We start from the raw sequence: 12097 nt of genomic DNA, 5'->3' as shown, positions 1-12097 counted from the left end.
CCTAAGAAACCGGGGTTTTTACCTGAATTGTAGGCTGTAACAAAGTATTTTCGTAAAAAATCCGGTTTCTGGCTATCCGTGCTTCCAAGACTAGCATAACTAAAATTTTCCACAAAACTAAAGCAGGACTTATTTAATAGTAAGTCCTGCGAGGCTGCTAAGGGAGCATTACCTCAATTTTCTTAAACACCGAACTCAAAATTTTACCTGATCAACTCTCGAATTGTGTGCCAATCTCCTCGGACTGTTCTAGTAGAGGGTTTAGCCTCTCCTAGGAGACTGTAAAGCAGGGGAAACGGTAAAAACCCTGCACCACTTGTTTGTTTTAACAACTATTGTGAAACTGTAATTCACTTTGAGCGTGGCAAGTACAGCATTGTTCGCCAGTCGCCTCCCGGACACCGTTCTCCTTAGGTTGGCGATTCACAGGTTACACAGCAAAACACCTGTTCTGGTTAAGGTTTGTTGTTTATTTATGTTGTATGTTTCTATTCTGTGCGATTTCTCTAAAATGTTAGCTGTTGTACAGAATTCTTTACACTTTTTCGATCGAAAAGATGATCCGTCGGTTTTGAGTAAGGGATCGATCGCACTTTTGGAATCTTCCCTCAGACTTAAGTTTAGGACTCGCAGCTTAAGTGAGTTGCAACCAAATTTTAAGATTGCTGACTGTTAAGATTTTTGAGTTATTTAGCTGTATTCGCGCCGAACTGCCGCCGTTGCTGTTGAATTCGGTTGAATTCTTTTTCTTCTTCTGTCAGTAAAGAATTGTCGATCGGCGATCGCATATCCCACTGCAACTCAGACAGTAAAATTAGACAGCCTGCGATCACAATTCCGGTTGTCAAATACTGCCAAGGTGCGACAAAGGGCAATAATCCGATCGCAAATAGATGAGTTAGCCCGATCGCCATAAAAGTGCGCGATCGCAAACCAAGCCCAGTACAAAAATAGCCGATCGCGCTCAACCCCAACCACAAATCGCACAGATGCAGCAACCAAAATCCCCAACTCGCAAAAATACTGCAATCCGTCAGCACCAAACCAGAAATCATCAAAATCGCCCAAGAGTAAAGAATCCAGCTAACACGCTCAACCTTTACCCAAAATAAAGTCAAAACCGCCATGATCGCAGTGCCAATTAGAGTCAAAGTTGACCACAGAATCGCCTGAAAGCTCCAACTAAGCGGGACAAACTGAGCCGTGAAAAAAATCCCCGCCGTCACCAAAGCCCAAAGCAGAAAAGTTTGGTCAATGCGGGTATAAAATCCTGAGAAAAGAGTAATATTTCCGACTTTCCAGTGGAGGCGCAAGAGGCCTGCGAGGTCTTGTACATCGAGATGTTCTTGTTTGGAGCGGATCGGGGGTTCACAGGGGTTGAAGAAGGTCATCCAGTGTGGTTTAAAATATCAAGTTTTGCGTATTGTAACAAAACTACACGAATATTTTACAGATTTTTATAGCGTTTTTTCTAGTTCCCTGGCTCTGCCTGGGGACGTAGATCCAAAAAGATTTTTGGACGGGTTCTTCGGTTCATTCCACAGGAGAGGGGACGAGATCTTCGGCCCATCCCACAAGAGTTTGATTGATTTTGTGTGTCTAACCGGAATATACGTTGGATTTGACGTACAATGAAAACAACGTAGATTTTACGAATATAATTAAGGAGAGAATATGAAAGCAAATCCAGGCGGAGCAATTGCACCAGCAGAAGTCATGGGTAGAGACAAGCTGATTGTAGATTTGTGGGGGATTTTAGAGCAGCAAAGTGTCATATTGAGTGCCGAGCGCCGGATGGGTAAAACCTCAGTAATTAAGAAAATGCAAGCGGAAGCTACCGCAGATAAATTGCCGATTTATCGTGACTTAGAAGGTATTAAATCGCCCTTAGGATTTGTCGAGAAAGTCTTTGAAGATGTCGAAAAATATTTAACAGGTTTGAATCGCAATGCTAAGAAGGCTCGCGCATTCCTAACTCAACTGGGAGGGACAGAATTTAGCGGTGTCAAGTTACCGAGCATTGCGAATACCCATTGGCAAGATTTGCTGACTCAAACCATAGCAGATTTGGTCGAAAATCAAGACCGTACAGTCATTTTCTTTTGGGATGAAATGCCGTATATGCTCGGTAATATTGGCGATGCAGCGGCGATGGAGTTGCTCGATACTTTGCGATATATCCGCCAGACGTACCCGGCTGTCAGAATGGTTTATACAGGTTCAATTGGCTTGCATCACGTCCTGAATGTTCTCAGAAAAGCTGGTTATACAAACGACCCGATTAATGATATGTATGTCCAAGACGTGCCGCCGCTATCCGATAAAGATGCAACTAATTTAGCTCGCAAGTTGCTTGAGGGCGAAAATATTGCTACACCGGATATTCAAGGAAGTGCGGTTTTGATCGCCGATGAATTAAGTAATATTCCATTTTACATTCACCATTTAATTGTTAAACTCAAATTGCGCGGTGGTACAGCGGACAAGCCAGGTATTGAGGAAGTCATTGCTGATTGTTTAGATGACCCGCTGAATCCCTGGAAAATGGAACATTATCGGGAGCGAGTTGATACTTACTACGATGAAAAACAGCGTCCTTATGCCCTAAATTTGCTTGATGTTTTGGCGGCTGCGGGCGATTCTTTGTCCTTTGATGAGTTGTTTGCTGGTATCAAGCAAGAGTCGGAAACTCAAGATAAAGAAATGGCGCGTAAAGTTTTAAGACTTTTGGAGCAGGATTATTATCTTTATAAGAAAGATGGCAGATATCAATTTCGGTATGCGCTGATTCAAAAATACTGGAAATCCTTAAGATGTTGAGATTCTTTTGTATCAAAATGCAGTGTTTATTATTGGCAAATCAAGACTCAAATTTGTGTCTCTCTGCTTTGTATTTAAGTCTAGATCCCCCCTAGCCCCCCTTAAGAAGGGGGGGACAAGAGTATACAAAGCCCCATTTTTTAGCGGGACAAGATTCTGATCAAAGTCCCCCTTCTTAAGGGGGATTTAGGGGGATCGAACCTAAACAACAAGCGAACTACCTAAAAAACCAACACAATCAATCCATGAAAAACACATTAATCTCACGATTTACTCCGAGCTTGATGGCACCAGAAACCCTCGAAGCAATCCTAGTACAGCGTCACAAACTGGCAAACTATTTAGTAGAAAACATCCGCGAAAGCGCCCTCACAGCCAACAAACATTATCAACTCCTAATCGGGCCGCGCGGCATTGGCAAAACCCACTTAGTTTCTCTGATTTATCACCGCGTTTCTAAGATGGAGGATTTGCAGGATAAATTGCTCATTGCATGGCTGAGGGAAGAAGAATATGGGATAGCATCTTTCTTGGATTTGTTGATTGCGATATTGCGCGCCATTGGTAAAGAATATCCTGCCGAATATCAAGCCGAGTTACACGATGCTGTCGAAGGGCTTTATGAGTCGCCGGAGGATGCTGAATCTGTGGCGGCACAATTGTTGAGAGATTTTATTGGGAATCGCGTTTTGCTGTTGATTGTCGAGAATTTGGATGATGTATTTGGCGGGTTGGGCGATATCGGACAAAAGCAGTTTAGGGCTTATCTTCAAACTTATGGGTTTTTGACTATTTTGGCAACTTCCCAAAGTTTGTTTGATGGCATTGAATCGCGCGATCAGCCTTTTTACGGCTTTTTTTATACTCATACTTTAAAAGAATTAGAACTCGATGATGCTGTAAATTTGTTGCATCAGATTGCTAGCTTGGAAGGGAAAAGCGAATTAGCATCTTTTATTCAAGATTCTACGGGACGAGATCGGATTAAAGTTGTGCATTTCCTTTCTGGCGGCAGTCCCCGGATTTATATGGTTTTCTCGGATTTTCTGGTGAACCGCGAGTCTCTAAATAAACTGGTGGAAACATTTATGGCGATGCTGGACGATTTAACGCCGTATTACCAGGATCGGATGAAATATATTTCAAATCAGCAGCGCAAGATTGTTGATTTTTTGGCGGATTTGCGCCACGCGGTTTCGGTAAAAGAAATTGCTAAACGCTGTTTTATCACTCACCAAACTGCATCTAGTCAACTGAAAAATTTGCGGCAAAAGGGTTATGTGAAAAGTGAAGAAATCGGGCGGGAGTCTTGGTACGAATTGCGGGAACCGCTGATGCGTTTTTGTTTGGAAGTTAAGAAGCAGCGCAATGAACCGATTAGATTGTTGGTGGATTTTTTGCGGGTTTGGTATACGCGGGAAGAGTTGCAGCAGCGATTGGGATTGAGGATGGCGGATGTTGATTTTGCGGATAAGGAAAGTCGTTTTGAGTATCGGCAAAATTTGCCACCGATTCCACCTGATGCTTTGATGGAACGAGAATATTATACGCGGGCGCTGGAGGCAATTGAAAGAAATGAGGAAGATCCGCGTTGTAAGGCTTATTTTGAGGCAATTGAAGATTGTCGCGAACAGAAAGACGATGGTTCTGCTTTAGAATATGCGGAAAAATTGGTAACAAGTCGTGGCGAGGCAAAGGATTGGTCGGAAAAGGGATTCTGCTTGGATAGACTAGAGCGGTCTGATGAAGCTTTAGAGTGTTTAAATAAAGCGATCGAACTTGATTCTAATTATGCGAGAGCTTGGGCTAATCAAGGCAATGTATTTAACAGTCTTAAACGCTATGATGAAGCCTTAATTTCCTTAGATCGCGCAATCGAACTTGATCCCAATGGTAAGTCGTCTTGGGCTGATCGAGGTATTGTACTCGAAAACCTAAAACGCAATGAAGAAGCCTTAGTATCTTACGATCGCGCGATCGAACTAGATGCCAATTATAAGTTGGCTTGGGCTTTACGATGCAATTTACTCAAAAACCTCAAACGCTATGAAGAAGCCTTAGTATCTTACGATCGCGCGATCGAACTAGATGCCAATTATCAGTGGGCTTGGGCTAATCGAGGCTGGACGCTGGATAATCTCGGCCGCTATGAAGAAGCTTTAATAGCTTGCGATCGCGCGATCGAACTTGATGCCAATGATAAGTGGGCTTGGGCTAATCGAGGCGATGTACTCGACAACCTCAAACGCTACGATGAAGCCTTAGTATCTTACGATCGCGCGATCGAACTAGATGCCAATTATCAGTGGGCTTGGTTTAGCCGAGGCAATGTACTCGACAACCTCAAACGCTATGATGAAGCCTTAGTATCTTTCGATCGCGCGATCGAACTAGATGCCAATAATAAGTGGGCTTGGCGTATGCGAGGCAATGTACTCGACAACCTCAAACGCTATGATGAAGCCTTAGTATCTTTAGATCGCGCGATCGAACTGGATGCCAATTATCAGTATGCTTGGCGTATGCGAGGCGATGTACTCGACAACCTCAAACGCTACGATGAAGCCTTAGTATCTTTAGATCGCGCGATCGAACTAGATGCCAATTATCAGTGGGCTTGGGCTAATCGAGGCGATGTACTCAAAAACCTCAAACGCTACGATGAAGCCTTAGTATCTTACGATCGCGCGATCGAACTTGATGCCAATGATAAGTGGGCTTGGTTTAGCCGAGGCTGGATGCTGGATATTCTCGGCCGCTATGAAGAAGCTTTAATATCTTGCGATAAAGCGATCGCACTTGGTAAGGAAGGTGCATCTGTTTTCTTCAACCGCGCCATTGCCATTCTCGGATTGAATCGTTGGAATGAAGGCATCACCGCCTTAGACGACGCATTTAAACGCCTAGAACTCGATAATGAAGCAGATTCAGATGATGCCGAATTAATTATCAGCAACATATTCGCGAACACGAACGATCGAGCTACATGGATACCTCGCATCGCCAGCCTAATTGCAGTTTACGAAAAACACAAAAATCTCTCAGTCTTAGGACAGGGAATCGTGCGAAACATCCCCGCGCTAATGTCAGAAATGGTCAGCGACAAAGCCGCCCGCACTTGGTTAGAATTGTGGCAAGAACAAACCAGCAACTACGAACAATTTCAAATTCCCATCCGCCTGCTGAATGCCGCTGTCCGCTATAAAGAAACCAAGGGCGACAGACGAGTTTTGCTAGAACTTCCCATTGAAGAACGCAATCTATTAGAACCGTTGGTGTCAGGAAAAGTAGAATAGGCGATTAGAAATTACGGTCACGATTGAGGCCCCCGGCGATTGGAAATCGCGGCTACACAAACGATGTCCGCCTCCGCGGACGGAAGAAAGGAAATTCAACCCGCGGAGGCGGGTTTTGTGTGTGTAGACGCGGTTTCAACCGCCGGGTTTCCCCAACCCATGAACATGGTTTTTGTTGAAATAGGTATAAAATAGAAATTGATGATACTAGCAAAGGACTCATCCCCATGACCGCAACAATTCCCACAAAAACTTCATCAGAAATCATCTACCCCGACAGCGACGGTAAACCCATGTCAGACAATACCAAACAGTTTGAACTAATTGTCACCATTCAAGGCGGAATAGATGCTTTATACAAAGACAACGAAAATGTCTTTGTAGCAGGTGACTTGCTGTGGTATCCCGTCGAAGGCGATAACAAAACTCGCCAAGCACCTGATACGATGGTAGTGTTTGGCAGACCGAAAGGTTACAGAGGTTCTTATCAACAGTGGCTGGAAGATAATATCGCCCCGCAAGTTGTCTTTGAAATCCTTTCACCTGGAAACCGAATGGGATCGCTGTTTAAACTGTTTAATTTTTATCAGAATTATGGAGTAGAAGAATATTATGTCTACAGTCCAGAGGATAATGAATTAATGGGTTGGCTGCGAAGTGATGGAAAACTCAACTATATTGAATTAATGGATGGTTGGGTGAGTCCGCGCTTGCAGATACTTTTTGAAACTGCATCGGGAGAATTGGAAATTTATCGGCCTGATGGACAGAAATTTTTGTCTTATGTGGAGTTGTCAAGACAACAGGAGTTAGCACAGCAAAAAGCCGATCGCCTTTCCGACAAATTGCGAGAAATGGGCATCAACCCCGACGAAATCTGAACAAAGAAAACCGGGCGCTTGAAACCGCGTCTCTACTGATTTCAATCGCCATTTCCCGACTCTCCCGACAAAATCCCAACAAACTCCGCGTGTTCCGGCGAATTAATCCCCTCCTGCAAAACCGCCATCACCTGCGCCAAATCTCCCGACAACAAAGCGGGTACAGCCAACCACAAACCAGGAAAAACTAGACTCCGCACCACACCATTCTCATCAGGTTCCAGAGAAACATACTTGCCTTCATTCAAAGTAAACCAATGCAAACGTTGTTTGTTAATCTGCCAAACCATATACTCCTGCACTCCATTTCGCCGATAAGCCTTTTTCTTATCGTGCAAATCTTTAGATGCGGTACTAGCAGCTATTTCTACAACCAATTCCGGCGCACCTTGGATGTAATCATCATCAGTAATTTGCGAATTTCCCCCATTCTCAATTCGCAGCAAAGCATCTGGCTGCGGTTCGTTGTCCCCGTCTAAGAATACCGTTGCGTTATCACCCAGTCGCACCCCAGGCGTAGCAATCCGATAATTCCACAGCCACCCAATAATGTTACTGTGAGGTTCAGCATGAGGTACAAATCTTACTGGGGATGGCATATACACAATTCCTTCAATTAATTCGGCTTTCTTGACGTGCGGCATGGCGAGATAGCGATCGTGAAATTCAGGCCGCGAAAGCCGATCGCCATTTTCCAGCGGCAGCATTGTTTCGGATTCTTCAACAACAGGAGTTTGTCGATCGATATTTTTTGTACTTCTTACAGATGTTTGAGTCATAATGTATTACCTTAGAACGAGGTACAGAAACTCGAAACAGAAAATGATAAAATAAATCAGCAGTTATTAATATTATACACTTAACATTGTGTAAGTCATTTTATTTAATATCTTCAGGAGTTACGCACTCCGACGTAAGAAACCGGGTTTTTCGCGACAAGACGCATTGTGACGCGCAGATTCCCTAAAAAACCCGGTTTCTGAACCCCACGCGAAGTCCCAATTTAAATCATGCAAAATCCCCGCCAAATAGCCTTTCTCGCACTCCGCGAAGTCCACCGCCGAGGCGCATTCGCAGACGCAGCCCTCGATCGCACTTTCCGCAATTCTCAACTCAGCGACATCGATCGCCGTTTAGTCACAGAATTAGTGTACGGTAGCGTTAGGAGAATGCGATCGATCGACTTCATCATCGACAAACTAGCCACAAAAAAATCCTCCCAACAACCGTCAGACCTCCGCACCATCCTACATTTAGGCCTCTATCAACTCCAATATCTCAACAATATTCCCCCCTCCGCCGCCGTCAACACCACCGTTCAACTAGCAAAAGAAAATGGCTTTGCAGGACTCAGCAGTTTTGTCAACGGTTTGCTGCGACAATACATCCGTTTAACAGAAACCGACTTAAACCCATTAACAATTACTAACTATAAATCATCAGTCGAACGCCTCGGAATTCTGCACAGCTTCCCCGACTGGCTAGTAGAATTGTGGATCGAACAAATAGGCGAAACCGAAACCGAACAACTCTGTGAATGGTTCAATCAATCTCCCACAATTCACCTCAGAATCAATCCCTTAAAAACCTCGATCGCCCAAATCGAGACCGCCTTCACAGCCCAGAACATCTCCACCAGCAGAATCCCCCATTTACCCCAAGCATTAAGACTAAATAGCAGCACCGGCGCAATTCAAAACCTCCCCGGATATAGCGAAGGTTGGTGGACAATCCAAGACAGCAGCGCTCAATTAGTCACCCATTTACTCGATCCACAGCCAGGGGAAATCATCATTGATGCCTGCGCCGCACCCGGAGGGAAAACCACCCACAGCGCCGAATTAATGCAGGATACAGGCACTATTTACGCCTGCGACAAAACCGCTAGCAGACTTAAAAAACTTACTGAAAATGCCGATCGACTCCAGATGAAATCCATTAAAATTCATACCGGAGACAGCCGCGAGTTCCCAGAATTTATCAACCTAGCAGACAGAGTTTTATTAGACGCACCCTGTTCCGGCCTCGGAACCCTGCACCGCCGCGCTGACGCCCGCTGGCGACACACACCCGAAAATATTCAACAACAATCGCAACTGCAATCGGAATTGTTAGCAAATTCAGCGACATTTGTCAAGTCCGGCGGCGTCTTAGTGTATGCAACTTGCACGATTCATCCCTTGGAAAATGAACAGGTTGTGCGATCGTTCTTAGATAGCAATCCTGACTGGCAAATCGAAGCACCAACCATTGATTTACCCGTACAGCCATCACCCGAAGGATGGGTGAAACTTTGGCCGCACAAACATATAATGGATGGCTTTTTTATGGTGCGACTCAAACGAAATTAAGAAGACCGGGCGGTTTCAACCGCCGTCTTATCTTATTGTGGCGGTTCTTGATAGGCTGGTTCTTGATAGGCTGGTTCTTGATAAGCAGGTTCTTGATAGGCTGGCTCTTGATAAGCAGGTTCGCGATACCGGGGTTGAGGATTGGGATTGTAAGGTACGATCGCACCATCCTCATTGACAATCATCCCCCGAATAATCTCGTTGGGCTTGACCGGTTTCGCCTTAATACTGCCTTTGCGGCCTTCTAACTTCGGCAACTTCGGAAACTCCTCAACCGGCATTCCTTTGACAGCTTGACTCATAAAATCGCGCCAATTATAAGCAGCCGTACCGCTAGTTCCCCCCGTCGGATAATTGTCATCATTCCCCAGCCAAACCCCAGTCACCACCTGCGGAATATAACCGATAAACCACAAATCCCGCACATTTTCTGAAGTACCAGTTTTGCCAGCAACAGCCCGATCGGCTAAAGCAGCAGGCCCGCCCGTACCCCCAGTCACCACGCCCTCCAACATCCAAGTAGTAATCGCAGCACTATCCTTATCCAAAACCCGCTTCGGTTTAAAATCAGCCTGATAAATCACATCTCCCCGCTGATTAATTACCTTAGTAATTCCGTGCGCTTCAATAAAATTACCTTGGGATGCCAAAGTACCGTAAGCATTAGTTAACTCCAGCAAATTCACCTCAGAAGAACCCAAAGCCAGGGAATAAATCGGACTTAATTTAGACTTAATTCCCATATCGTGGGCTAATTTCATCGCCGGTTCAAAGCCGACATCGACCAACACCTTCACCGCCACCACATTCACCGACGCCCTCAAAGCGTCAGACATCGATCGCCAACCGCTAAACTTTTTCCCGTAATTATTCGGTTGATAGCCGTCGAAAATAATGGGCTCATCTTCATAGCTGTCGTAAGGCGAAAAACCGGCTGCTATCCCCGCGGCATAAACCAACCCCTTAAAAGTCGATCCGGGCTGCCGCAAAGCCTGCGTAGCGCGATTAAACTGACTTTGATTAAAATTTCCGCCGCCGACTAGCGCCTTAACTTCCCCTGTTTTGGTTTCGATCGAAACTAAAGCTGCTTGTTCAAAACCTTGACGGCGGCCATCAACCTCGATCGCATCTTTAACCACCTTTTCCGCTATTTTCTGCCACTTCAAATCCACCGTCGTCTCGACAGTCAAGCCACCCGATTCCAAAGCATCCTTAGAAACATAGCGCGGCAATTCCTTGCGAATGTAACTAGCAAAATAAGGCGCCATCACTTGAAATCGCTTCGGTGCACTTGGTTTAACAGTCATAGGTTCTGCCATCGCCTCCTTCGCCTGCGCTTCTGTAATTACCTTTGCTTCCTGCATTTGTTTGAGCACAATATTGCGGCGTTCCTTAGCAACATTCGGATTAACCAAAGGCGAATATTCACTCGGTGCCGGAGGCAAACCCGCCAAAGTTGCCATCTCTGCCAAAGTTAATTTATCGACTGTTTTGCTAAAGAAAACCCAAGCCGCATCTCCCACCCCGTAAGCATCCGATCCCAAATAAACCAAATTTAAATATCTTTCTAAAACTTGGTCTTTACTCAACTCCCGCTCTATTTTCTGAGCTAAAAGTGCCTCCCGAACCTTTCGCTTAAGACTTCTTTCTTGATTGAGAAAAACCACGCGAGCCAATTGTTGAGTAATTGTACTGCCGCCCTGCACGAAATCTCTCGCCATCACATTAGAAGCGATCGATCGCACAATACCTTGATAATCCACCCCGCCATGTTCGTAAAAACGGCGGTCTTCTATAGAAATAAAAGCTTTCTTCAACAAATCGGGAATTTCATTAAGTTTTAGCTTATCTCTAGTTGCGGGCCCCGACTGCAATAAAATCGTATTATCTGCCGCCTTAATTGTCAGCGTTCCATCACGGTTAAAAGCCGACAAATCGTTAACATCCGGCAAACCTTTATCTAAGGTGTGCAAAATCCATAAACCGTATATTAAAGCGCCACCGCCCATACTAGCCACACCTATGGCTATCCAAAATCTCGGGCGGCGGGACAGAAGTTTTTTTAATTTTTCCTGTGGTTTTCTATTTTCCTGCGGTGCGCTATTTTCCGGTAGATCAGTATTTATTGGCAGTTGGGTGTCCGCCAGCGCGCTATTTTCTGGTAGTTCAGTATTGATTTGTTCCAGTTGGGTGTGTGGCAGCGCGCTATTTTCCCGTAATTTGCGACTATTGTATCTCTGGGATTTTTTGGGTGATTTAGTTCTGTGCCCACTCAATCCCGGCTGCAACAATTCTCTTCCCTTTGCTTGCAACGTAGTAATTAGAGGCTCAATTTCCAACCAAATAATTAAGCGCCTCAACCCTTGCCAATTGCGCTGGACTCTTGGATATTCATCGTCTTCTGAGTCAGAATAATATTCTGATGCTAATTCTGACTCTTCTGGAGGTTCAGCATCTTCTGATACCACATAATCCGATCGCGCATCTGTTGTCTGTGCAGACAATTGATCCGGAGATGGCGGCGAGTTTAGCCCGGTGCTATTGGCAGCATTTGGCGATTCTAGATCGGAATTACCGCCTACTCCCTTAGTGACTTTGCTCAATTTATACTTAATATTTGAGAAAAATTCTGACACGTTCAGACCTTCATACCTCATCAATTTAAGTTAAAAATTAAAAATTAAAAAGGCGAGCCATCTTCAATTTTTAATTTTTAACTTGATATTTTGTATCCAAGAACACTGTGCAG

7 protein-coding genes are annotated in these 12097 nt (G+C 44.8%); 4 read left to right on the top strand and 3 right to left on the bottom strand.

All coding sequences use genetic code 11. From position 1 onward, the window contains the following. Positions 1-686 precede the first annotated feature (686 nt). A complete protein-coding gene (locus tag QUB66_RS11450; protein ID WP_265234407.1) occupies positions 687-1391 on the bottom strand; it encodes a hypothetical protein in 705 nt (234 codons plus the stop codon). 283 nt (positions 1392-1674) lie between these two features. On the opposite strand from QUB66_RS11450, the gene QUB66_RS11445 reads away from it, so the two are divergent. The 3 genes from QUB66_RS11445 to QUB66_RS11435 all read left to right on the top strand — a co-directional run bounded on the left by QUB66_RS11445 (position 1675) and on the right by QUB66_RS11435 (position 6997). Further along, complete coding sequence (locus QUB66_RS11445; RefSeq protein ID WP_332967756.1) at positions 1675-2820, top strand: hypothetical protein; 1146 nt, start codon at positions 1675-1677, stop codon at positions 2818-2820. Positions 2821-3065: 245 nt separating this feature from the next. Continuing rightward, positions 3066-6116: a tetratricopeptide repeat protein gene (locus tag QUB66_RS11440; RefSeq protein ID WP_332967757.1), complete on the top strand. Its 3051-nt coding sequence runs from the start codon at positions 3066-3068 to the stop codon at positions 6114-6116. A 227-nt stretch (positions 6117-6343) separates the two neighbouring features. Next, a complete protein-coding gene (locus QUB66_RS11435) occupies positions 6344-6997 on the top strand; it encodes a Uma2 family endonuclease (protein WP_332967758.1) in 654 nt (217 codons plus the stop codon). 41 nt (positions 6998-7038) lie between these two features. Here the strand turns inward: QUB66_RS11435 and QUB66_RS11430 are convergent, their stop codons facing one another. Continuing rightward, a complete protein-coding gene (locus tag QUB66_RS11430; RefSeq protein WP_442923186.1) occupies positions 7039-7704 on the bottom strand; it encodes a Uma2 family endonuclease in 666 nt (221 codons plus the stop codon). Positions 7705-8007: 303 nt separating this feature from the next. Between QUB66_RS11430 and QUB66_RS11425 the strand changes: the two genes are divergently transcribed. Then, positions 8008-9348 (top strand): 16S rRNA (cytosine(967)-C(5))-methyltransferase, encoded by a 1341-nt coding sequence (locus QUB66_RS11425; RefSeq protein WP_332967759.1) that lies wholly within the window; start codon positions 8008-8010, stop codon positions 9346-9348. 32 nt (positions 9349-9380) lie between these two features. Here QUB66_RS11425 and QUB66_RS11420 read toward each other — a convergent pair whose 3' ends face one another. After that, a complete protein-coding gene (locus tag QUB66_RS11420) occupies positions 9381-12005 on the bottom strand; it encodes a transglycosylase domain-containing protein (RefSeq protein WP_332967760.1) in 2625 nt (874 codons plus the stop codon). Positions 12006-12097: the final 92 nt, after the last annotated feature.

This window comes from Microcoleus sp. A2-C3 (assembly GCF_036706065.1).
Taxonomy (GTDB): domain Bacteria; phylum Cyanobacteriota; class Cyanobacteriia; order Cyanobacteriales; family Microcoleaceae; genus Microcoleus.
This window is presented reverse-complemented; position numbering and strand designations above follow the sequence as displayed.

Excerpts from the sequence above, each read along its gene's own strand:
- QUB66_RS11440 (WP_332967757.1), top strand. The coding sequence starts at position 3,066 with ATGAAAAACACATTAATCTCACGATTTACTCCGAGCTTGATGGCACCA.
- QUB66_RS11425 (WP_332967759.1), top strand. The coding sequence starts at position 8,008 with ATGCAAAATCCCCGCCAAATAGCCTTTCTCGCACTCCGCGAAGTCCAC.
- QUB66_RS11435 (WP_332967758.1), top strand. The coding sequence starts at position 6,344 with ATGACCGCAACAATTCCCACAAAAACTTCATCAGAAATCATCTACCCC.
- QUB66_RS11420 (WP_332967760.1), bottom strand. The coding sequence starts at position 12,005 with ATGAGGTATGAAGGTCTGAACGTGTCAGAATTTTTCTCAAATATTAAG.
- QUB66_RS11430 (WP_442923186.1), bottom strand. The coding sequence starts at position 7,704 with ATGCTGCCGCTGGAAAATGGCGATCGGCTTTCGCGGCCTGAATTTCAC.
- QUB66_RS11450 (WP_265234407.1), bottom strand. The coding sequence starts at position 1,391 with ATGACCTTCTTCAACCCCTGTGAACCCCCGATCCGCTCCAAACAAGAA.
- QUB66_RS11445 (WP_332967756.1), top strand. The coding sequence starts at position 1,675 with ATGAAAGCAAATCCAGGCGGAGCAATTGCACCAGCAGAAGTCATGGGT.